Below are 21,812 nucleotides of genomic sequence, written 5' to 3'. Positions count from 1 at the left end.
GGGGCCGGCGCGCCAACCATGACACCGCCGGGGCTATTGTGTTGCGTAAAATGCAACGGATGCCCCTGGACAGGGAATTTTTTGCAAGAACCAGCAATATATCAGGGTAAACCCTTTATTTGTTGCAGACCAAACCGACGCCTTTGCGCCACGGAGTGACCCCCATGGACGAAAAACTCGACGCCCGCCGCACCCATTACTTCATGCAGGTCATGAGCCGGGGCTCGGTGCGCGGCGCCGCCGAAGTGCTGAATATGGACCCGTCCGCCGTCAGCCGCGCCATCGCCGCGCTGGAACGCGACTGCGGCATGGCCCTGTTCGAGCGGCGCGGCCGCGGCGTGGTGCCGACCGATGCCGGGCACATCCTGGCGCGCTACGTGAAGCGCCAGCAGAACATCCAGGAGAGCTTCTTCTCGGAAATCGACAGCCTGCGCAAGGCGGAGCGCGGCCACATCGACCTGGTGCTAGGCGAAGGCTTCGTCGAGCTGATGTTCGACCGCGTGCTGCCCGGCTACTGGCGCAGCCATCCCGAGGTGACGCTGGATATCGACGTGGCTCGCACCTCGGAGATCGTGCAGCGCATCGTCGACGACCTGGCCTACATCGGGCTGGTGTTCCAGCCGCCCAACGACGCGCGGCTGCGCACGCACTACTCGCGGCCCGAGCCGATCCGCGCCATCGTGCGCCAGGAACATCCGCTGACGCGCCTGCAACGCCCGCTGCTGCTGACCGACCTGGTCGAGTATCCCGGCGCCTCGATGCAGGAAGGCTTCGGCGTGCGCCAGCACATCCAGGCCGCCGAGATCAGCGAACAGGTGCGGCTGCGCAACGTGCTGACCACCTCGTCGTTCAAGGCGCTGTGGCAGTTCGCCGCCACCGGCATCGGCTACGCCCTGACGCCGCCCATCGCCGTCACCGCCGACATGGCCGCGATGCGCCTGGCCAGCCTGCCGCTGGCCAATCCGATCCTCAACCAGGGCAGCCTGCATGTGCTCAGCCGCGCCGGCCGCCACATCTCGCCGGCCGCGCGCGAACTGCTGGACCACATCGTGCGCGGCATCGGCACGCCCGCCGACGCCATCTGATACGGTCGCCTGGCGCGAATCTGCATCTGCCCCGCCCGCGCCGGGGCGGCTACAGTGGCCGCATCCCCTGTCAGGAGACCCTCTCCATGCTCAGCTTCCTGCGCACGGTCAAATCCGTCCTGTGGGGCTTTTTCGGCGTGCGCCGCGGGCGCGGCTACGACGCCGACATCGCCCACAACAAACCCGCCCCGCTGATCCTCACCGGCCTGTTGATGGCCGCCTGCCTGGTCGTGATCCTGGTGCTGGTGGCGCGCTGGGCGGTCAACGCCGCGCTGTAGGCGATCAGGGCAGCGCGAGCGCCGACATTTCCGTCAGCAACTGCCCGAACGCCCGCACCGCCGGCGCCTGCTGTTCCGTCTGGCGGGAAATCAACCTGAAGTCGGCGTGCGTCAACGGCGGCAGGCCGTAGCGGCCGTCGATCACGTCCATGCCCGGCCGCACGTCTTCCTGCGGCAGCGCCGTCACCGCCAGCCCCGCCAGCACGGCCGCGCGCAGGCCTTCCTGGCTGGGCGAGGTGAAGGCCACGCGCCATTCCAGGCCGGCCGCCTGCAGCGCGTCCACGCCCACCAGGCGATGCACGCAGGGCGACGGCGCGAAGGCCAGCGGTATGGGTTCGTCACCGGGAAAATCGAATGCGTGCGCGGCCGCCCACACGAAGCGCGTGCGCCGCAACATCGCGCCGCGCTCGGGCTCGCTGGGCAGCGACATCACCACCGCCAGGTCCAGCGCATCCGCCTCGACCTGGGTGCGCAGGTCCAGATAACTGCCGACCACCACGTCCAGGCGCACGGCCGGAAACGCGCGCGCGAACCGCGCCAGCAGCAGCGGCAGGCGTTCGCCCATGAAATTCTCGGGCACGCCCAGGCGCACCGCCCCCGCCACCGATGAGCGCTGGAAACGCCGCGCCAGCGCGTCCTGCGCCCGCAGCACCTGCTCGGCGTAGCGCAGGAAGTCCTCGCCGTCCTCGGTCAGCGCCAGGCTGCGGGTGGTGCGCGCCAGCAGCGCGGTGCCGGCCTGCGCTTCCAGGCGCCGGATCTGGTGGCTGACGGCCGACTGGCTCAGGTGCAGCCGCTCGGCGGCGCGGGTGAAGCCGCCGGCCTCCTTGACCGCGACGTAGGTGCGCAACAAGGCGGTATCGAAGTCCATGGCGTCAACTCATGATGAAAATTAATGAATTCGGCGAAATTAAATCATTTCCATCATTTTTAACAGACTCCCAGAATGGCGATCAGCGGTGGACGCCATCCGCCGGCATGCCGCCCGTATCGCCCCAAGCGCCTCGGCCACGGACGGCCTCTCATCACCCCGACCCCTCGCGAGAATCCCGATGCCGCTTTCGATAGCGCAAAAAAACACTTTCACGCTGGCCGCCGTCTGCCTGGCCGCCCTGATGTTCGGCCTGGAGATTTCCAGCGTGCCGGTGATCCTGCCCACGCTGGAACAGGCGCTGCGCAGCGGCTTCCAGGAACTGCAATGGATCATGAACGCCTACACCATCGCCTGCACCACGGTGCTGATGGCCGCGGGCACGCTGGCCGACCGCTACGGCCGCAAGCGCCTGCTGCTGGCCAGCCTGGCGGTGTTCGGCCTGACCTCGCTGGTGTGCGGCTGGGCGCAGGACACCAGCGTGCTGATCGCCGGCCGCGCCCTGCAGGGCCTGTCCGGCGGCGCCATGCTGATCTGCCAGGTGGCGGTGCTGTCGCACCGCTTCCAGGACGGCGCCGCGCGCGGCCGGGCCTTCGGCGCGTGGGGCATCGCCTTTGGCGTCGGCCTGGGCTTCGGCCCGGTCATCGGCTCGGCCATCGTCGCGGTATCGAGCTGGCAATGGGTGTTCCTGGCGCACGGCCCGCTGGCGCTGGTGGCGCTGGGGCTGACCTGGAAGGGCGTGGACGAATCGCGCGATCCGCGCCAGCGCAAGCTGGACCTAGCCGGCATCGTCTCGCTGTCGCTGGCGGTGTTTGGCCTGGCCTGGTTCATCACCCAGGGGCCCGCGGCGGGCTTTGCCAGCCCGGCGGCGCTCGCCAGCCTGGGCGCGGCCCTCGTGGCGCTGATCGTCTTCGTGATCGCCGAGCGCCGCTGCGCCGACCCGATGTTCGACTTCGCGGTCTTTCGCATCCGCCGCTTCTCGGGCGCGCTGCTGGCGTCGGCCGCCATGAACTTCAGCTTCTGGCCGTTCATGATCTACCTGCCGCTGTATTTCCAGAACGGCCTGGGCTATGGCGGCCTGGGAACCGGCCTGTCGCTGCTGGCCTACACCCTGCCGACCCTGGTGGCGCCGCCGCTGGGCGAAAAGCTGGCGCTACGCTACCGCCCCGACACGGTGATCCCCGCCGGCCTGTTCGCCATCTGCCTGGGCTTCGCGCTGATGAAATGGGGCAGCGGCGTCGCGCAGGCCAGCTGGCTGACGATGCTGCCCGGCTGCCTGCTGGCCGGCACCGGCTTGGGCCTGATCAATACGCCCGTGACCAACACCACCACGGGCGCGGTGCCCGGCGACCGCGCCGGCATGGCCTCGGGCATCGACATCAGCGTGCGCATGATCAGCCTGTCCATCAATATCGCGCTGATGGGATTCCTGCTGGTCGAAAGCGTCCTGGCGTCATTGCGCCGCCATTGGACCGACGCGCCCGTCGATGCCGCGCTGCGCCCATTGGCCGAAGCGCTGTCGGCGGGCAACCTGGGCGATGGCGCCGCCACGCTGCCGCCGGACCTGGCCCGGCTCGCGCTCGCGCAGGGGTTCGGCGATGTGATGCTGTACGGCGCGGCGGCGGTCGGCCTGCTGGCGCTGGCCAGCCTGGCGGCTTTTCGCGGCGCCCATCCGCGTCACCGGATCGCCCCCGGATCCGGCAACTGACACGCGCGGCACGGGCGCTCGCCCCAGGGCATACGCTTATTACCAGAATGACTTAGACGGTCGAAGCGGCTGCCTGTTACGGTTATGAATCCCCCAGTCCCCGCCCACGGCGGGCCACGCTTCCTGGGACCAGACCGAGAAGACCTCAAGGGCAGTAGACATGTACGTGTATGACCCCGTCGACCAGCAGCTCGTCGAGCAGCGCGTGGCGCAGTTCGCCGACCAGACGCGCCGCTTCCTCGACGGCCAGCTCACCGAAGATGAATTCCGCGTCCTGCGCCTGCAGAACGGCCTCTACATCCAGCGCCACGCGCCGATGCTGCGGGTGGCCATCCCCTATGGCATCCTGGCCTCGCGCCAGCTGCGCACCCTGGCGCACATCGCGCGCAAGTGGGACCGCGGCTACGGCCACTTCAGCACGCGCCAGAACATCCAGTTCAACTGGCCCAAGCTGGAAGACGTGCCGGACATCCTGGCCGAACTGGCCACGGTGCAGATGCACGCCATCCAGACCAGCGGCAACTGTATCCGCAACACCACCACCGACCACTTCGCCGGCGTCGCGCCCGACGAGCTGATCGATCCGCTGGTGTGGTGCGAGATCATCCGCCAGTGGTCGACGCTGCATCCCGAATTCGCGTTCCTGCCGCGCAAGTTCAAGATCGCGGTCAGTGGCGCCGTGCAGGACCGCGCCGCGGTCGGCGTGCACGACATCGGCCTGCAGGCGGTCGAGCGCGACGGCAAGCTGGGCTTTCGCGTCTGGGTCGGCGGCGGCATGGGCCGCACGCCGATCGTCGGCAAGCTGATCAACCCGTTCGTCGAATGGCAAGACCTGCTGACCTACATGCAGGCCGCCCTGCGCGTCTATAACCTGCATGGCCGGCGCGACAACAAGTACAAGGCGCGCATCAAGATCCTGGTGAAGGACCTGACGCCGGAAGTCTACGCGCAGCAGGTCGATGAACAGTGGCAGCTGATCAAGGGCGGCCCGGACACCATCACGCAGGAATTCGTCGACACCATCGCCGCGCGCTTCATCTGGCCGCAATACGATGCCGGCGCCGCCGACGACGCCGACAACACCGCGGCGCTGGCCGCGGCCGATCCGCGCTTCGCGCGCTGGGTCCGCACCAACGTGCATGCGCACAAGACGCCGGGCTACGCCGCCGTCACGGTCTCGCTCAAGGCCACCGGCGTGCCGCCGGGCGACATCACCGCCGACCAGATGGACGCGGTCGCCGCGCTGGCCGACGAGTACGGCTTCGGCGAATTGCGCGTGTCGCACGAGCAGAACCTGATCCTGGCCGACGTGCGCCGCGCGCGCCTGCACGAACTGTGGGGCAAGCTCGAAGCGCTGAACCTGGCCACGCCCAACGTCGGCCTGCTGACCAACATCATCGCCTGTCCGGGCGGGGATTTCTGCGCGCTCGCCAATGCCGTGTCGATCCCCGTGGCCGAGGCCATCCAGCGCCAGTTCGACAATCTCGACTACCTGTTCGAGATCGGCGAGCTGGACCTGAACATCTCCGGTTGCATCAACTCCTGCGGCCACCACCACGTCGGCCACATCGGCATCCTGGGTGTCGATAAGGCCGGCGAAGAGTGGTACCAGGTCACCATCGGCGGCCGCCAGAACGGCGCCGCCAAGCCCCTGCCCGACATCGAATCCACAAAGGGCGGCGGCGCCGCCATCGGCCGCATCATCGGCCCCTCGTTCGCGCGCGACCAGGTGCCGGGCGTGGTCGACCGCCTGATCCGCACCTATCTGGGCCTGCGCGATAGCGAAGAGGAACGCTTCATCGACGTGGTGGACCGCGTCGGCATCGATCCCTTCAAGCAGGACGTGTACGCCGATCCGGCCTTCGCCAAACCCCAAGCCCAGGAGGCCGCCCATGTCTGAGCCCTACGCCCACGACGCCCCCGGCCCGCACCTGATCCGCAACGGCCAGCTCGAGACCGACAGCGCCCGCCCGTTCGTGCCGGAACCCGAAGTGGCCGCCGACGGCCAGGTGCCCAGCGACGAACCCGGCTGGATCGTGCCGCTATCGACCTGGAAAGCCTCGCGCGCCACGCTGCGCCGCCATCGCCATCCGGTCGCGGTGCGGCTGGACCCCGACGCCGACCTGCGCGACCTGCTGGAAGCCGACGGCACGCTCGACCCCGCCGGCATCGCCTTCATCGCGGTGGACTTCCCGGTCTACACCGATGGCCGCGGCTATTCGCTGGCGCAACTGCTGCGCACCCGCTACCAGTGGACCGGCGAACTGCGCGCCGTCGGCGACGTGATGATCGACACCATCCACTACCAGGCGCGCGTCGGCTTCGACAGCTTCCTGGTCAAGCCCGGGCACGATCCGCGCAAGGCGCTGGACGCGTTCAAGACCTTCACGGTGCACTACCAGAAGACCTACCGCGCGCCCGCGCCGGCCCAGGCCTGACCCGCGCCACCGGCCTCGATGCCATCGAGGCCGGACCGCTCCCCTATCGTTCAATCCGCCGCGTCGACCCCGCCGGGCAGGCTCCAGCGCTGGCGCCTGACCTCGTCCTGCGCCAGCTGCGCGCGGATCAGCTCGGCAATGGCGCGCTGGCGCGGCGCCTGCATGCGGTCGATCAGGCTCGACACGCTGACCGCCAGCCGCGGATAGCCGCCCGCGTCGCACAGCGCCACCCCCACCCCCAACACGCCCGGCACGGCGGCATTGCCCACCACCGCCCAGCCCCGGTCGCGCGTGTTCCCAGCCAGCCGCCGCATCTGCGCCACCGTCATGCCGCCATAGGCCCGCAAGGCCTGTTCGTTCTGCGCGATCACCTCGTCGGCCTCGGCCGGCGGCAAGGCGCCCAGCAGCGCCAGGCCGGCCGCGCCCACGCCCAGCGGCTGGCGATGGCCGATCGTCACCGCCAGCACCTGCACCGGGTAGTTGCCGACCTCGCGATGCAGGCATAGCGAATCGCCGCCGGCGCGGCAGATCAGGAACGCCGAATCGCCGCTGACATCGCTGATCTGCCGCAGCACCGGCCGCAGGCCGCGCACCGCCTCGGCGTGCGGATCGCCCGCCATCATCACGCCCAGCTCCGCCATGCGCCAGTGCGGCGCGTCCGGCTCGCGCAGCGCGTAGCCCTCCTGCGCCAGCACATCCAGGTAGCGGTACACGGTGGAACGCTGCATGCCGGCGGCGCGCGCGATGTCGGTGACGTGCATGCCGGCCGCGCCCGCCTGCCGCAGCACCCCCAGCACCCGCAGCCCGCGCCGCAACACCCGCGGGCCGCCGTCGTCGCTTTCCGGTTTGTTCATTTTCTGGACACCCTGCGTTGATGAGGCGCCTATCAAAGCCCAATATGAAGTCGGGCAGGCAAAGATCTGTCCAAATATTAGACAAACAAGACGGAGACAACCATGCAGACAATCAGCAGGCGGCTGGCCGCCCGCGTCGCGGCCCTGGCGGGCGCCCTCGCATTGACCGCGCCCGGCTGGGCCGCCAAGCCCTACCCCGAACGCCCGGTGACCCTGGTGGTCGGGTATGCGGCCGGCGGCGCCACCGACATCGTCGCGCGGCTGGTGGCCAAGGCCCTGACCGAGGAGCTGGGCCAGACCATCGTGGTCGAGAACAAGACCGGCGCCAACAGCAACATCGGCGCCGAAATCGTGTCGCGCGCCGCGCCCGACGGCTACACGCTGTATGTCGGCTCGATCGCCAACACCATCAACCGCACGCTCTACAGCAAGCTCAACTACGACTTCATCAAGGACTTCAAGCCGATCGGCCTGCTGGCGACCATCCCCAACATCCTGGTGGTCAACCCCAAGCTGCCGGTCAAGACCGTGCCCGAGTACCTGGCCTACGCCAAGGCCCACCCCGGCAAGCTGACCTGCGCCTCGTCGGGCAGCGGCTCGTCGATCCACCTGTCGTGCGAACTGTTCAAGATGCAGACCGGCACCGACATCCTGCACGTGCCCTATCGCGGCAGCGGTCCGGCGGTGGCCGACCTGCTGGGCGGCCAGGTCGATTCGATGTTCGACAACCTGCCCTCGTCGCTGCCGCACGTGCAGGCCGGCAAGCTGCGCGCCATCGGCGTCACCTCGCCGCAGCGCCTGCCGGCGGTGCCCGACGTGCCGACGCTGGCCGAGTCCGGCCTGCCCGGTTTCGACGTCGAATCATGGTTCGGCCTGATGGCGCCCGCGGGCACGCCGCAACCGGTCATCGACCGCCTGAACCAGGCCATGAACAAGGCGCTGGCCGACCCCGCGCTGCTGGCCTCGTTCCAGCAATCGGGCTTCTACGCGCCGCAGCCGCCCAACACGCCCGAGACCTTCGGCAAGAAGATCGCCAGCGAAATCGACAAATGGGGCGCCGTGGTCAAGCGCGCCGACATCAAGGCCAACTGAGGAGCACCAGGGTGTACCCGATAGATTTCTTTTTCCGCGCCGCCGAGCAATACCCGGACCGCGTGGCGCTGGACGCGCCCGAGGGCCAGGTGACGTACGCGCGGCTGGCCGCGGACGTGCGCGCGCTGGCGGCCGCCTTGCAGGACCTGGACCCGGCGCCGCAGACCCGCGTCGCGCTCTGCGCCGGCAACACCAGCCGCCACATCCTGGCGCTGCTGGCGGTGCTGGCCAGCGGCAAGGTCTGGGTGCCGCTCAACACCCGCAGCACGGCGCGCGAGATCGGGCGCATCCTGGATGCCACCGAACCGTCCATCGTCATTGTCGACGGCGCCGGCGATGCGCTGGTGGCGGCGGGCGCGCCGCACCGCGTCAGCCTGTCGGCGGACGCCGCGGGCGTTGCCTTCGAGACCCTGCTGCAACGCGGCGCCGGGCGCGAACCATTGCGCCACGCACTGCCGCGCGAGGCCACCCAGGCGATCAAGTTCACCGGCGGCACCACCGGCCTGCCCAAGGGCGTGATGCAGCCGTACCACGCCTGGAACGCCGCCATCATCAACCAGATCCACAGCTGGGGCCTGACGCACGAGGACCGCTACGTGGTCGCCGCCCCGGTCACGCACGGCACCGGCACCTATCTCTTGCCGGTGCTGGCGCGCGGCGGCGCCCACGTGCTGCTCGACAGCGCCACCCCGGCCTCGATCACCGCCGCCTTCCGCGAACGCGGCGGCACGCTGAGCTTCATGCCGCCCACGCTGATCTACATGATCATGGCGCAGCCCGGCGTGTCGCGCGCCGACTTCCCGGCACTGCGCAACCTGATCTACGGCGGCGCGCCGATGCCGCCCGAGAAGATCGAGCGCGCCCGCGACTTCTTCGGCCCGGTGCTAGGCACCACCTACGGCCAGACCGAGGCGCCGCAGATCGTCACGGTGCTGCGGCCCGCCGACCTGGAATCGCCCGACAACCGCGCCTCGGTCGGCCGCGTCACCTGGCTGTCGGACGTCGCCATCATGGACCCGGCCGGCGCGCTGCTACCGCGCGGCGCGATCGGCGAAGTGGTGGTGCGCGGCGACCTGGTGATGTCGGGCTACTGGCGCCTGCCCGAGAAGACCGCCGAGACCATTGTCGACGGCTGGCTGCACACCGGCGACACCGGCCTGATCGATGCGCGCGGCTACCTGTTCCTGAAGGACCGGCTGCGCGACGTCATCATCAGCGGCGGCTTCAACGTCTACCCCGTCGACGTCGAGAACGCGCTGTCGTCGCACCCGGCCGTCTACGAATGCTCGGTGTTCGGCCTGCCCGACGACAAATGGGGCGAAGCCGTCCACGCCGCGGTACAGCTACATCCCGGCGCCGCGGCCGACGCCGATGCGCTCAAGGCGCACGTGCGCGGCCTGCTCGGCCCGGTCGCCACGCCCAAGCAGATCCACATCCACGACAGCCTGCCGCGCTCGCCCGTCGGCAAGGTGCTCAAGAACGCCGTGCGCGACGCGGCACTGAAGGAGTCCCCATGAACACGCCCGAAACCCGCCTCTGCGCCCATCACCTCACCGGCATGTCGTACCGCGACGTCGACCTGGTGGAAGACCTGATCGGCAAGAAGACCTTCACCGAAGTCATGATCATGCAGATCCTGGGCCGCGAGGCGCGTCCGGTGGACATGCGCATCGTCGACGCGGTGCTGGTGACGCTGATGGAGCATGGCCTCACGCCCAGCGCCATCGCCACCCGCCTGATCTACATGAGCGCGCCCGAGAACCTGCAGGGCGCCGTGGCCTCCGGCCTGATGGCGGTCGGCAGCCAGTTCGTCGGCACCATGGAAAACTGCTCGCGCCTGCTGGACCGCATCCGCCAGGCCGCCGATGGCCGCGCCGAGGCGCTGGCGATCGCGCGCGAGTTCCGCGCCAGCCGCCAGCCGCTGCCGGGCTTCGGCCACCATCTGCACAAGCCCGACGACCCGCGTTCGATCAAGCTGCTGGCGCTGGCCGAGGCCGAGCCGGACCTGCCCGGCGATTCGCTCAAGGCGCTGCGCCTGCTGGCGGCGGCGATCGACGAGACCTACGGCAAGCACATCACCATCAACGCCACCGGCGCGGTCGCCGCGCTGCTCAGCGAGATCGGCGTGCCCACCGCGCTGATGCGCGGCTTTGCGGTCATCTCGCGCGCCGCGGGCCTGGTGTCGCACGTGGCCGAGGAACAGCAGAGCCCGTCCGGCCGCTACATCTGGGAAACCATCGACCACGCCATTCCCTACGTCGGCAAGGGCAAGTCGCACCAGCGCGGCGGAGAATCGTCGTGATCCCGGCGGCGCCCGGCGCGCGGCTGGCGGGCAAGATCGCGCTGGTGGCCGGCGCCGGGTCGTCGGCCGCCGGCTGGAGCATCGGCAAGGCCAGCTGCGTGACGCTGGCGTGCCAGGGCGCGGCCATCGTCGCGCTCGACGCCGACCGGGCGGCGGCCGAGGACGCGGCGCATGAAGTCGAGCGGGCCGGCGGCCGGGCGCTGGCCGTGCAGGCCGACGTGGCCGACGAGGACGCCATGCGGGCCGCGCTGGACGCGGCGCTCGGCCACTACGGCCGCATCGACGTGCTGCAGGCCAACGCCGGCATCGGCAAGGTCGGCGGCCCGGAAGACATCGACCTGGCCGACTGGGACCGCATCCAGCGCGTCAACGTCACCAGCCTGCTGATCGCCACGCGCCTGCTGGCGCCCGTGATGCGCGCGCAGGGCGGCGGCGCCATCGTCACCGTGTCGTCGATCGCCGGCATCCGCTACACCGGTTATCCCCACCTGGCCTACAGCGTCAGCAAGGCCGCGGTGATCCATTTCGCGCGCATGGCGGCGCAGCAGTACGCGGCCGACGGCATCCGCGTCAACACGGTGATTCCAGGCCTGATCGATACCCCGCGCGTCGCGAAGAACGTGGCGGGCATGTTCGCCAAGGACGATCTGGAAGCGGCGCGCGCGGCGCGCGACCGCCAGGTGCCGATGGGCCGCATGGGCACGCCCTGGGAAGTGGCGAACGCGGTGGCGTTCCTGGCGTCGGATGAGGCGTCCTACATCACCGGCACGGAACTGCTGGTGGATGGGGGCCTGACAGGCAAATATGCGTGAGGCGCCCCGTCCTCGCCGTCAGGGCAGTACCGGAAAACGCGTGGCGATCGCATCGCCCGTGAACTGCGCCACCCAACCCGCCGGATCATTGAACAGCCGGATACAGGTGAAGGCGGGCGCCGAGCCCATGTCGAACCAGTGCGGCACGCCGGCCGGCACCGAGATCAGGTCGTCCTGCTCGCACAGCACCGCGTAGACGCGGCCGGCGGCATGCAGCGTGAACAGGCCGCTGCCGGCGACGAAGAAGCGCACCTCGTCATCGGCATGCGTGTGCTCGGCCAGGAACTTGCGGCGCAACGCCTCGCGGTCCGGATGCGCCGGATCCAGGCTGACCACATCGACGCTGCGATAGCCGCGCTCGGCCACCAGCCGATCGATCTCGGGACGATACGCCGCCAGCACCTCGTCCTGCGGCGCGCCGGGCGCCACCGGCGCCCGCGCCCGCCAGCGCTCGAAGGTCACGCCAATGGCCGCCAGCTCGCGCCGGATCTCGCCGGCGTCATCCAGTCTCCGGCCGGCGGCGGGGTCGTCCTGCGGATAGATCGTCAGCGTCGACATGGCTTACCAGGAGGTGGTGTACGCGCCGGGGAATTTCTGCGCCACGAAGGCCTTCACCTCGTCGGACTGGTAGGCCTTGATGAAGCGCGCGATGCGCGGATCGTTCTTGTTGTCCTCGCGCGCGGCGATGACCACGGCGGCGAACGGCGCATCCTTGCTTTCCAGCGCCAGCGCGTCCTTGGCGGGCGACAGGCCGGCCGGGATGGCGTAGGCCGAGTTCACGGCGGCGGCGTCGACATCGGCCAGCGAGTGCGGCAGCTGCGCGGCCTCGATCTCGACGAACTTGAGCTTCTTGGGATTGTCGACCACGTCGAACAGCGAGGCCGTCACGGTCACGCCGTCCTTGAGCTTGATGAGCTTGGCGGCCTGCAGCACCAGCAGCGCGCGGGCGCCGTTGGTCGGGTCGTTGGGGATCGCCACCTTGGCGCCCGGCTGCAGGTCGTCCAGCGACTTCACGCGCTTGGAATAGATGCCCATCTGCTGCACCACGGCCGTGGCCACCGGCACCAGCTTGTAGCCGCGCGCCTTGTTCTGCGATTCCAGGAAGGGCTTGTGCTGGTAGATGTTCAGGTCCAGTTCCTTGGCATCGAGCGCGGCGTTGGGCTGGATGAAATCGCTGAACTCGACCAGCTTGACCTTCAGGCCCTGCCTGGCCGCGACCTGCTGCACCACTTCGCCGATCTGGGCGTGCGGGCCGACGGTCACGCCGACCTTGAGCTCGGCGTCCTGCGCCAGGGCGGGCGCGGCGGCGGCAAATCCGATAAGGGTGGCAACGGCGGCCAGGGTGTGGCGTAGACGCATGGGAGTCTCGGCAATCGAACAGGGAATGGAAGCCCCGGATTCTAGTGAGCGGCCTTCAAAACCGGAAGCGATGAATTCTCATATTGATATGCGCATTTCCGTATAAGGACCGGCGCCATGACAAGCGCGGCCGCGCGCGACACAATAGCGGCTGGATTCCCACCCCTTTGCCGTCATTGCCATGTCCACCCCTACCGAACTGCATCCGCACGCGCGCGCCCTGCTGGCCGACCACTACGCCGCGGTGGATGCCGACCTGCCCGCCCTGCTCGACCTGCTCTTTGCCCGCAGCGCCGGCGAAGACTGGCACAAGGCCGGCACCTTCAAGCACCACCTGCTCGGCGTCTACCGCACCCTGACGCTGTGGAACCAGCCGCGCGAAGTGCGGCTGCTGGGCCTGTTCCACAGCGTGTATGGCAACGAATACGTCGACCTCACCCTGTTCGACCGCGAACGTGAACGCAACACGCTGCGCGAGGTGCTGGGCGCCGAGGCCGAGGAATGGGTCAGCCTGTTCTGCGCCATGCCGCGCACGCGCTTCGTGCAGGCCATCCTGCAAGGCCAGGGCCGGGGTCCCGAGGGCCTGACGCTGGAAGGCGCCGACGGCCAGGCCTTCACCTTCACGCCGCGCCAGGTCGCCGCCTTCATCGTGGTGTCGGCCGCCGACATCGGCGAACAGTGGCACAGCTGGCAGGACGAGATCTTCGCCGGCTATCCGCAGCAACAGCGCCGCGACCTCAAATCCCATTGGGCCGCGTCGCTGTGGCCCGGGCCGCTGAAACCGCCGTCGAACATCCTGTCGATGCTGTCGCACCTGCTGGCGCCGCTGTCGGCGCTGCCGGCCGATACCGGCATCCCCGTGCCACCCGCGTTCGATCATTGCCGCGCCACGCTCAGCCCGCGCGACGAAGCCGCCGCCAGCGCGCTGTACTGGCAGGTCGTCACCCGCATGCACCCGCAGACCGAAATGGACACGGCGCGCCACATGCTGGAAGCCGCGGTGGCGCACAACCCCTGGGTCGGCGAGCCGCGCCTGCTGCTGGCGCAACTGGCGCTGACCGCGGGCGACTTCGAGGCCGCCGCCGGCCACGCCGCCGCCGGCCTGGCCGCGCTGCAGGCCTGGGGCACCGCCTGGGACAAGCGCATCGAATGGGCCGGCTGGATGGCCTGGGCGCGCATCGAACTGCAGAACGCGCGCGCGCGCCGCTGGCCGGAAAACCTGGCCGCGCTCAACGGACTCGGGCTGGTGGAGTGAACGCCGCGACGGCGCCTATTTCATGCCTTCCCAGTGCGGACCGGGCACATGGATATCGAAGAGCTCCAGCACGCGGGCCACGGTGTGATCCACCATTTCCTCGATGCTGGCCGGCCGGTGATAGAACGCCGGCAACGGCGGGAACACAATGCCGCCCATCTCGGTGACGGCGGTCATGTTGCGCAGGTGCGCCAGGTTGAAGGGCGTTTCGCGCACCATCATCACCAGGCGGCGACGCTCCTTGAGCGTGACGTCGGCCGCGCGCGTGATGAGGTTGTCGGACAGGCCATGGGCCACCGCCGCCAGCGTGCGCATCGAACACGGCACGATGACCATGCCGGCCGTCTGGAACGCGCCGCTGGCCAGCGTGGCGCCAACATCGCGCACGCTGTGCACGTGGTCGGCCAGCGCGTAGACATCATGGCGGCCGACATCGAGTTCGTGCTTGATGTTCAGCACGCCCGAGGCCGACACCACCAGGTGCGTCTCGACATCGTCCACGCCGCGCAGCGCCTGCAGCATGCGCACCGCGTAGAGGGCGCCGGTGGCGCCCGTGATGCCGATGACCAGTCGCCGCACGGGATCAGGCCGTGGCGCCGGATTGCTCCAGCAGGGTCTTCAGTTCGCCCGACTCGTTCATCTCGTTCATGATGTCCGAACCGCCGATGAACTCGCCGGCCACGTACAGCTGCGGAATCGTCGGCCAGTTCGAGAATTCCTTGATGCCCTGGCGGACTTCGTCGTCCTCCAGCACATTCACGGTGACCAGCTTCTTGACGCCACAGCCCTTGAGGATCTGGATGGCCTTGCCGGAAAAGCCGCACTGCGGGAATTGGGCGGTGCCCTTCATGAACAGCACGACGGGGTGCTGGGTCACGGTTTCGCGGATGAATTCTTGAACGTCGCTCATGGTGGTCTCTTGGACAGGAGGCATAACGGAATACGCCAATTATAGGTACAGGCGGGATTTCGTCCCGGATTCCCCGGGGCCGCCCCGGGGAATCGGCCGGTCGCGGCGGCGCGGCCGGTTACAAATCGCCGGCCGGGCGTCAGCCGCGCCCCGGCCAGCGTCCGCCGGAAATGCGTTCGATACCGGCCAGGTCGCGCCGGCTGTGGACGTCGGCGAAGCCCGCCGCGGCCAGCAGGCCGCGCACCGCCTCGGCCTGGTCCCAGCCGTGCTCCATCCACAACGCCCCGCCCGCCTTCAGGTGGCGATGGGCGCCAGCCACGATGCGGCGCAGGTCTTCCAGGCCGTCGGCGCCATCGGTCAGCGCGCCGCGCGGCTCGAAGCGCACGTCGCCCTGCCCCAGGTGCGGGTCGTCGCTGGCCACGTACGGCGGGTTGGACACGATCAGGTCGAAGCCCTCGCCGGCCGGCACCGCGCCGTACCAGCTGCCCTCGACGAAGCGCACCGAGGCGGTCAGCTCCCAGGCATTGCCCGCGGCCACGGCCAATGCCGCGGCGCTGACGTCGCTGGCCATCACCCGCGCATCGCGGCGCGCCAACGCGATCGAGATGGCGATGGCGCCGCTGCCGGTGCCCAGGTCCAGCACCGCCGGCGCCGGCAGGGCCGCCACGCATTCCAGCGCCGTTTCCACCAGCACCTCGGTGTCCGGACGCGGGATCAGCACGTCGGGCGTCACGCGAAAGGCGTGGCCCATGAATTCGCGCTGCCCCAGCAGATAGGCCATCGGCTCGCCAGCCAGGCGGCGCTGCGCCAGGGCCTCGTAGGCCGCGGCCACTTCCGGCGCCAGCGGATCGGTGTCGTGCGCCAGCAGCCAGGCGCGCGGCTTGGCCAGCACGTGCTCGAGCAGCATGCGCACCTCGAGCCGGGGCAGGCGCGTGTCCAGCAGCAGGCTCTTGATCTGGGCGGTCATCGGTGAATGCGGATCAGATGTCGTCGCCCAGCGCCGCCAGCTGCTCGGCCTGGTGCTCGGCGATCAGGGCGCCGGTCAGCTCTTCCAGGTCGCCTTCCATGATCTGCTGCAGCTTGTACAGCGTCAGGTTGATGCGGTGGTCGGTGACGCGGCCCTGCGGGAAGTTGTAGGTGCGGATGCGCTCGGAGCGGTCGCCGGAGCCGATCAGGCTCTTGCGCTCGGCCGCTTCCTTGCTCTGGCGCTCGCGGACTTCCTTGTCCTTCAGGCGCGCGGCCAGCACCTGCATGGCCTTGTCCTTGTTGCGGTGCTGCGAACGGTCGTCCTGGCATTCCACCACCAGCCCGGTCGGCAAGTGCGTGATGCGCACGGCCGAGTCGGTCTTGTTGATGTGCTGGCCGCCGGCGCCGCTGGCGCGGAAGGTGTCGATGCGCAGCTCGCTCGGGTTGATGACGATCTCCGACATGGCGTCGGCTTCGGCCATGATGGCCACCGTGCAGGCCGAGGTATGGATACGGCCCTGCGCCTCGGTGGCGGGCACGCGCTGCACGCGGTGCGCGCCGGATTCGAACTTCAGGCGGCCATAGGCGCCGTCGCCCTCGATGCGCGCGATCACTTCCTTGTAGCCGCCCAGTTCCGACGCGCTTTCCGACATCAGCTCGACGCGCCAGCCGCGCTGTTCGGCGTAGCGCGTGTACATGCGCAGCAGGTCGCCCGAGAACAGCGCGCTTTCGTCGCCGCCGGTGCCGGCGCGGATTTCCAGGAACACGCTGCGGCCGTCATTGGGGTCGCGCGGCAGCAGCAGCAATTGCAGCGCCGCCTCCAGCGATTCCAGCTTGACGCGGCCGCTCTTGATCTCGTCCTCGGCCATCGCCTTCAGTTCGGGATCGGACAGCATCTCCTGCGCGGTCGCCAGGTCTTCCTCGCCGCGCACGAAGGCGGTGAACGCCTCGACCACCGGCTCCAGCTCGGCGCGCTCGCGCGACAGCTTGCGAAAGCGGTCCATGTCGGACGCGGTTTCCGGTTCGGCGAGCAGCGCGTCCACCTCGATCAGGCGGTGACACAGATGCTCCAGCCGGCTGCGCATGGAAGATTTCATGATGGGGATTCAGCAAAGGAAAACAGGAATGGCGGGCGCCCGTGACGAGCGCCCGCCGCAAGGCGGGGCGGAGGCAGCGCCGCTAACGGCGCGAGTCGCGGCCGGGGAACAGGCGCGGCATCCAGGCAAGCAGCTGCTTGCGGTCCTCGCCCTCGCTGCGGTTCAGCGCCGCCAGCGGGCCATGCAGGTATTTCTGGGTCAGGCCGTGGGCCAGCTGCTCGAGCACGGCCTCAGGCGATTCGCCGCGCGCCAGCAGGCGGCGGGCGCGTTCGAGTTCGGCGGCGCTGACGTCTTCGGCGGCCTGGTGCAGGTCGCGGATGACCGGCACCACTTCGCGCGATTGCATCCAGTGCATGAAGCCCTGGACGCGGGTTTCGATGATGGCCTCGGCCTGCACCACGGCGGCGCGGCGCGCGTCGGTGCCGGTCTGGACCAGGCGGCCCAGGTCATCGACGGAATACAGGTAGACGTCGTCCAGGCGGCCGACCTCGGGTTCGATGTCGCGCGGCACGGCCAGGTCGATCATGACCATGGGGCGGTGGCGGCGCAGGCGCGTGGCCCGTTCCACCATCCCCAGCCCGAGGATGGGCAGGGAGCTGGCCGTACAGGAGACGACCACGTCGAATTCGGACAGGCGGTCGGTCAGGTCCGACAGCTTCATGGTGCTGGCCGAGAAGCGGTTGGCCAGCAACTCGGCGCGTTCGGCCGTGCGATTGGCCACCACCATGCTGCGCGGACGCTGCGCGGCAAAGTGGGTGGCGCACAGTTCGATCATTTCGCCCGCGCCGATGAACAGCGTGCGGGCCTGGTCCAGGTTGCCGAACACGCGTTCGGCCAGGCGCACCGCGGCGGCGGCCATGGACACCGACTGCGCGCCGATGGCGGTCTGCGAGCGGACTTCCTTGGCCACCGAGAAGGTGCGCTGGAACATCTGGTGCAGCAGCGTGCCGAGCGAACCGGCTTCGCCGGCGGCGCGCACGGCGTCCTTCATCTGGCCGACGATCTGGGTTTCGCCCAGCACCATGGAGTCGAGCCCGCTGGCCACGCGGAAGGCGTGGCGCACGGCGTCGTCCTGCTGGTGGCGGTACAAATGCGGGCGCAGCGTGCCGGCGTCCAGGCGGTTGTGCTCGGCCAGCCAGGCGGGCAGCTGGTCGGCCACGTGGCCGTCGGCGGCGCAATAGATTTCGGTGCGGTTGCAGGTCGACAGGATGGCGGCTTCGCGCACCGATCCGCCGAACGCGGAACGCAGGCCTTCCAGCGCCGGCTTGACCAGATCGACGGGCATGGACACGCGTTCGCGAACCGACACCGGCGCGGACGTGTGATTCAGACCGAAGGCTAGGACAGCTACCGACATGTAAAGGACAAGGCCGTGAGTATTAGAGCTGTGGTCCCCGCAAAGCCCATGCGGTGCAGCGTGCATGTAACAGCGGACCGGCCATGATTATACTCCTGCGGGTTATCCCCATGCCATTTGGCGCCCTGGGCGCGACCCTGCGTCGCACCCCGGCAACGACGCAGGGCCATCGCGGACAGACGCTGAAGCCCGCCTCGCTTTCATCCTGGTCTGGTCCCGGTCTCGTCCCGGCCTGAAAATTCTTTGAAGTTTTTTCGCTTCGACTGGCACAAGTCCAAAAAATTGTGTATAGTTGCGGACTTCGTTGGCCTGGTAGCTCAGTCGGTAGAGCAGAGGATTGAAAATCCTTGTGTCGGTGGTTCGATTCCGCCCCAGGCCACCAGAATTAAAAAGCCCGGCTCCTTGGAGTCGGGCTTTTGCATTGTGGCGCGGGAATGCCTGGCGCTGAATTTCCGGCGCCACGATCTGCGGCGCCAGGATGTCACGGCATCGGAATCAACGCCACGGCGTCACGACCCCGGCAGCGCCACCCCCATCGCCGCGAACAATCCCCCGCACACCTTGTTGAAGCGCCGGCCCGCGCGCTCCAGCCACGGCCGCACGCGGTGCGCCAGGCGCGCCAGCACGTACTCCACCACGAACTCGATGGCGACGAAGGTCGCGGCCATGATCAGGAATTGCGTGAACAGGCTGCGGGCCGGATCGATGAACTGCGGCAGGAAGGCGCCGTAGAACAGCAGCGCCTTGGGATTGGCGATCGCCGACAGGAAACCCTGGCTGAACATGCGGGTGCCGCGCAGGCGCGGCATGTCGGGCGCCGGCCGCAGCTGCACGCCGGGCGAGCGCCACAACTGGATGCCGAGCCAGATCAGGTAGGCGCCGCCGGCCCACTTCAGCACCGTCAGCGCCGGCCCCCAGGCCTTGAGCAGCGCGCTGATGCCCAGCATCGACAAGGCAATCAGGGCGATGAAACCGACCGCGCCGCCGGCGATGGTGCACAGCGCCTTGCGATGCCCGTGCAGCGCGCCGTGGGTCAGCGCCAGCAAGGTGTTGGGACCCGGCGTGATCGACAGACCGATCACGGCAACCAGGTAAATGAGCCAGCTATGCAATGCCATGGCGGGGAGACACGGAAAAAGGGGAAGGGGGCCAGTCTAGCGCCGCCGGCGCGGGCCACGCAATCGCCGGCCAGCGCGCTAGGCCTCGTCCGGCTGCGCCGTCGGCACCGCCAGTCCGTACTTGACGCGGTTCATCACCACCAGCGTCGAAAAACGCTTGACGTTGGGATCGCCCCAGAAGTGGCGCTGCGCGAAGTCGTCGTACTCGGCCATGTCGCGCACGGTCATGGTGACGACGAAATCCACTTCGCCCGTCACCGCCAGGCACTGCATGATTTCCGGCGCGCCGCGCATCGCGCGCTTGAAGGTGTCGAGCTTGTCGGCGCGTTCGCTTTCGAGCGACACCAGCACCACCATCATGATGTCGCGCCCCACCGCCGCCGGCTCCACCACCGACACATCGCCCAGCACCACCCCGGATTCGCGCAGCCGCTTCATGCGGCGCAGGCACGATACCGGCGACAGGTTCACGCGCTCGGCCACCTCCTGGCTGGTGCGCTGGTTGTCTTCCTGCAGGCTTTGCAGGATCTGAAGGTCGAAATCGTCTAGTTCCATGGGGTCTCGGCGCCGCGGCGGTCCAGGCCGTGCGGGCCTGTAGACCGATTCTAAACGGGCGCGCCGCACGACCTGCCCCCAAATTCGACGGGAAACTTCATTTGGGCACTGCTGGCTGCAGGAATTAATCAGCCGCCTTGCTTACACTGGGAACCCTCTGGCCGCCCTCGCGACCAGGCGCAGCCCGATTCCCATGCCGTCACTCCAGCTTTTCCTGCTCTTCCTGGCCGCCGACGCGGCGTTGAAACTCACCCCTGGCCCGGACATGGCGCTGACGCTGTCGCGAGGCATGACCCAGGGATTCCGGCCGGCGTTCCACAGCGTACTGGGCAATGTGGCGGCGGGCTTCATCCAGGTGCCGGCGGTGGTGCTAGGACTGGCCTCGGTGCTGCAGGCATTCCCGACGCTGTTCCTGGCGATCAAGGCGGCGGGCGGCCTGTACCTGGGCTACCTGGGCATCAAGGCCATCCTGCGCTGCGCCCGCGACGCCGACGTGTCGCTGGCCGCGCGGCCCGGCGATGCGCGCGATGCGTTCTGGCAGGGCTTCATGACCAATCTGCTGAATCCGAAGGTGCTGCTGTTCATGATCGCCTTCCTGCCGCAGTTCACCACCCCGGACAACGGTCCGGTGTGGGTCCAGATGCTGGTGCTGGGCGTGACCATGAAGGCGCTGAGCCTGCCCTACGGCAGCTGCTTCGCCTACGGCGCGTCGCGCATCCGCGGCTGGGTCGGACGCAACCCGTGGTTCCTGCGCACGCAGCAGGGCCTGCTGGGCGCGATCATGCTTGGCCTGGCCCTCTATGTGCTCTACTCCACCGCCTCGACTTTGAACCCCTGATTTTGCGCAGACGCAGCACCATGACCGCCGCCACCCTTCCCTCCGGACGCGAGACGTCCGCCTCCACCCTGATGCCGACGCTGTCGCTGATCGGCGCCATGGCTTCGCTGTGCATCGGCACGTCGTTCGCCAAGTCGCTGTTTCCCGAGGTGGGCGCGCAAGGCACCACGGCGTACCGCATCGTCATCGGCGCCATCATCCTGATCGCGTTCTGGCGTCCGTGGCGCTTTCCGCTGACCGCCCGCAACGCCGCCAAGATCGCGCTGTATGGCGTGACGCTGGCCTGCATGAATCTGCTGTTCTACATGGCGCTGCGCACGCTGCCGCTGGGCGTGGCCATCGCCATCGAATTCACCGGCCCGCTGACGCTGGCCGTGGTGCTGTCGCGGCGCGCCATCGACTTCGTCTGGATCGCCTGCGCGCTGGCCGGGCTGTTGCTGCTGATCCCGACCGGCCAGTCGATGCACGACCTCGATCCCGCCGGCATCGGCTACGCGCTGGGCGCGGCGGTGTGCTGGGCGCTGTACATCATCTTCGGCAAGATGGCCGGCAACGTGCACGGCGGACAGGCCACCTCGCTGGGCCTGCTGGCGGCCACCATGGTGGCGCTGCCGGTGGGCGCGGCCCACGCCGGCATGGCGTTGCTGGACCCCAAGCTGATCCTGGCCGGCGTGGCGGTCGGCATCCTTTCCAGCGCCCTGCCCTATTCGCTGGAAATGGTGGCGCTGCGCCGCCTGCCGCAAAAGACCTTCGGCGTGCTGCTGAGCATGGAGCCCGCGATGGGCGCGCTGGCCGGCGTCATCGTGCTGAACGAGCACCTGTCCGGCACGCAGTGGCTGGCGATCTGCGGCATCATCATCGCCTCGGCCGGCTGTGCCGCCACCGCGCGGCGGCAAAAGCGCGCGGCGGCCGCGGGCTAG

23 protein-coding genes and 1 tRNA gene are annotated in these 21,812 nt (G+C 69.0%); 13 read left to right on the top strand and 11 right to left on the bottom strand.

Annotated elements, in window-relative coordinates; translation table 11 throughout:
- Window positions 1-164 precede the first annotated feature (164 nt).
- Both AC1HFW_RS23465 and AC1HFW_RS23460 read left to right on the top strand, forming a co-directional pair.
- Window positions 165-1,085 carry a LysR family transcriptional regulator gene (locus tag AC1HFW_RS23465; RefSeq protein ID WP_006391681.1) on the top strand — a complete coding sequence of 307 codons (921 nt, stop codon included), beginning with the start codon at window positions 165-167 and terminating at the stop codon, window positions 1,083-1,085.
- An 86-nt stretch (window positions 1,086-1,171) separates the two neighbouring features.
- A complete protein-coding gene (locus AC1HFW_RS23460; RefSeq protein WP_006390012.1) occupies window positions 1,172-1,363 on the top strand; it encodes a DUF2970 domain-containing protein in 192 nt (63 codons plus the stop codon).
- Window positions 1,364-1,367: 4 nt separating this feature from the next.
- Here AC1HFW_RS23460 and AC1HFW_RS23455 read toward each other — a convergent pair whose 3' ends face one another.
- Entirely contained in the window at window positions 1,368-2,231 is an 864-nt protein-coding gene (locus AC1HFW_RS23455) for a LysR substrate-binding domain-containing protein (RefSeq protein WP_104021676.1), read from the bottom strand.
- Between the two features lie 181 nt (window positions 2,232-2,412).
- Here AC1HFW_RS23455 and AC1HFW_RS23450 point away from each other — a divergent pair, with 181 nt between their 5' ends.
- From AC1HFW_RS23450 to AC1HFW_RS23440, 3 genes are all read left to right on the top strand, one after another.
- Window positions 2,413-3,939: an MFS transporter gene (locus AC1HFW_RS23450; protein WP_479285331.1), complete on the top strand. Its 1,527-nt coding sequence runs from the start codon at window positions 2,413-2,415 to the stop codon at window positions 3,937-3,939.
- Between the two features lie 160 nt (window positions 3,940-4,099).
- Window positions 4,100-5,839 (top strand): nitrite/sulfite reductase, encoded by a 1,740-nt coding sequence (locus AC1HFW_RS23445; RefSeq protein WP_479285330.1) that lies wholly within the window; start codon window positions 4,100-4,102, stop codon window positions 5,837-5,839.
- On the top strand, window positions 5,832-6,377 hold the full coding sequence (locus AC1HFW_RS23440; protein WP_006391686.1) for a DUF934 domain-containing protein: 546 nt from the start codon (window positions 5,832-5,834) through the stop codon (window positions 6,375-6,377). Before AC1HFW_RS23445 ends, AC1HFW_RS23440 begins: the two co-directional genes overlap by 8 nt.
- A gap of 50 nt (window positions 6,378-6,427) precedes the next feature.
- Here the strand turns inward: AC1HFW_RS23440 and AC1HFW_RS23435 are convergent, their stop codons facing one another.
- Window positions 6,428-7,231, bottom strand: coding sequence for an IclR family transcriptional regulator (locus AC1HFW_RS23435; RefSeq protein WP_006391687.1), 804 nt, complete (start codon window positions 7,229-7,231; stop codon window positions 6,428-6,430).
- Between the two features lie 102 nt (window positions 7,232-7,333).
- Between AC1HFW_RS23435 and AC1HFW_RS23430 the strand changes: the two genes are divergently transcribed.
- Genes AC1HFW_RS23430 through AC1HFW_RS23415 form a run of 4 tightly spaced genes read left to right on the top strand, consistent with a single transcriptional unit; the run spans window position 7,334 to window position 11,437 of the window.
- Window positions 7,334-8,323, top strand: a complete 990-nt coding sequence (locus tag AC1HFW_RS23430) for a Bug family tripartite tricarboxylate transporter substrate binding protein (RefSeq protein WP_479285329.1) — start codon at window positions 7,334-7,336, stop codon at window positions 8,321-8,323.
- An 11-nt stretch (window positions 8,324-8,334) separates the two neighbouring features.
- A complete protein-coding gene (locus tag AC1HFW_RS23425) occupies window positions 8,335-9,840 on the top strand; it encodes a class I adenylate-forming enzyme family protein (protein ID WP_479285328.1) in 1,506 nt (501 codons plus the stop codon).
- Window positions 9,837-10,625, top strand: a complete 789-nt coding sequence (locus AC1HFW_RS23420; RefSeq protein WP_061073103.1) for a citryl-CoA lyase — start codon at window positions 9,837-9,839, stop codon at window positions 10,623-10,625. The genes AC1HFW_RS23425 and AC1HFW_RS23420 overlap by 4 nt, the downstream gene beginning before the upstream one ends.
- Window positions 10,622-11,437 (top strand): SDR family NAD(P)-dependent oxidoreductase, encoded by an 816-nt coding sequence (locus AC1HFW_RS23415; protein ID WP_479285327.1) that lies wholly within the window; start codon window positions 10,622-10,624, stop codon window positions 11,435-11,437. Before AC1HFW_RS23420 ends, AC1HFW_RS23415 begins: the two co-directional genes overlap by 4 nt.
- Before the next feature lie 18 nt (window positions 11,438-11,455).
- Here AC1HFW_RS23415 and AC1HFW_RS23410 read toward each other — a convergent pair whose 3' ends face one another.
- The gene (locus tag AC1HFW_RS23410; RefSeq protein WP_479285326.1) at window positions 11,456-11,995 is read right to left on the bottom strand and encodes a 1,2-dihydroxy-3-keto-5-methylthiopentene dioxygenase; all 540 of its coding nucleotides are present in this window, start codon (window positions 11,993-11,995) and stop codon (window positions 11,456-11,458) included.
- 3 nt (window positions 11,996-11,998) lie between these two features.
- The gene (locus tag AC1HFW_RS23405) at window positions 11,999-12,796 is read right to left on the bottom strand and encodes a MetQ/NlpA family ABC transporter substrate-binding protein (RefSeq protein ID WP_006391693.1); all 798 of its coding nucleotides are present in this window, start codon (window positions 12,794-12,796) and stop codon (window positions 11,999-12,001) included.
- A 181-nt stretch (window positions 12,797-12,977) separates the two neighbouring features.
- Here AC1HFW_RS23405 and AC1HFW_RS23400 point away from each other — a divergent pair, with 181 nt between their 5' ends.
- Window positions 12,978-14,051 carry a DUF6817 domain-containing protein gene (locus AC1HFW_RS23400; protein WP_241073297.1) on the top strand — a complete coding sequence of 358 codons (1,074 nt, stop codon included), beginning with the start codon at window positions 12,978-12,980 and terminating at the stop codon, window positions 14,049-14,051.
- 15 nt (window positions 14,052-14,066) lie between these two features.
- Here the strand turns inward: AC1HFW_RS23400 and AC1HFW_RS23395 are convergent, their stop codons facing one another.
- From AC1HFW_RS23395 to hemA, 5 genes are all read right to left on the bottom strand, one after another.
- Window positions 14,067-14,630, bottom strand: a complete 564-nt coding sequence (locus AC1HFW_RS23395) for a UbiX family flavin prenyltransferase (RefSeq protein WP_061073099.1) — start codon at window positions 14,628-14,630, stop codon at window positions 14,067-14,069.
- A gap of 4 nt (window positions 14,631-14,634) precedes the next feature.
- Complete coding sequence (gene grxD, locus AC1HFW_RS23390; protein ID WP_006391696.1) at window positions 14,635-14,961, bottom strand: Grx4 family monothiol glutaredoxin; 327 nt, start codon at window positions 14,959-14,961, stop codon at window positions 14,635-14,637.
- Between the two features lie 139 nt (window positions 14,962-15,100).
- Window positions 15,101-15,928: a peptide chain release factor N(5)-glutamine methyltransferase gene (gene prmC / locus AC1HFW_RS23385; protein WP_006391697.1), complete on the bottom strand. Its 828-nt coding sequence runs from the start codon at window positions 15,926-15,928 to the stop codon at window positions 15,101-15,103.
- Window positions 15,929-15,941: 13 nt separating this feature from the next.
- Window positions 15,942-17,024: a peptide chain release factor 1 gene (prfA, locus tag AC1HFW_RS23380; RefSeq protein ID WP_006391698.1), complete on the bottom strand. Its 1,083-nt coding sequence runs from the start codon at window positions 17,022-17,024 to the stop codon at window positions 15,942-15,944.
- Window positions 17,025-17,106: 82 nt separating this feature from the next.
- Entirely contained in the window at window positions 17,107-18,381 is a 1,275-nt protein-coding gene (hemA, locus tag AC1HFW_RS23375) for a glutamyl-tRNA reductase (RefSeq protein WP_006391699.1), read from the bottom strand.
- A 306-nt stretch (window positions 18,382-18,687) separates the two neighbouring features.
- On the opposite strand from hemA, the gene AC1HFW_RS23370 reads away from it, so the two are divergent.
- Window positions 18,688-18,763: transfer RNA gene (locus AC1HFW_RS23370), tRNA-Phe, on the top strand.
- Between the two features lie 127 nt (window positions 18,764-18,890).
- Here the strand turns inward: AC1HFW_RS23370 and AC1HFW_RS23365 are convergent.
- Both AC1HFW_RS23365 and AC1HFW_RS23360 read right to left on the bottom strand, forming a co-directional pair.
- Window positions 18,891-19,499 (bottom strand): LysE family translocator, encoded by a 609-nt coding sequence (locus tag AC1HFW_RS23365; protein WP_006391700.1) that lies wholly within the window; start codon window positions 19,497-19,499, stop codon window positions 18,891-18,893.
- 78 nt (window positions 19,500-19,577) lie between these two features.
- On the bottom strand, window positions 19,578-20,054 hold the full coding sequence (locus AC1HFW_RS23360) for an Lrp/AsnC family transcriptional regulator (protein WP_006391701.1): 477 nt from the start codon (window positions 20,052-20,054) through the stop codon (window positions 19,578-19,580).
- Between the two features lie 193 nt (window positions 20,055-20,247).
- Here AC1HFW_RS23360 and AC1HFW_RS23355 point away from each other — a divergent pair, with 193 nt between their 5' ends.
- Together AC1HFW_RS23355 and AC1HFW_RS23350 are read left to right on the top strand one after the other, a co-directional pair.
- Window positions 20,248-20,892, top strand: a complete 645-nt coding sequence (locus AC1HFW_RS23355) for a LysE family translocator (RefSeq protein WP_006391702.1) — start codon at window positions 20,248-20,250, stop codon at window positions 20,890-20,892.
- 20 nt (window positions 20,893-20,912) lie between these two features.
- A complete protein-coding gene (locus AC1HFW_RS23350) occupies window positions 20,913-21,812 on the top strand; it encodes an EamA family transporter (protein ID WP_116521760.1) in 900 nt (299 codons plus the stop codon).

The sequence above is a fragment of the Achromobacter sp. ISS7 genome (genome assembly GCF_056523125.1).
The sequence above is the reverse complement of the archived record's forward strand: the minus strand, read 5'-3'. Positions and strand labels throughout refer to the sequence as shown.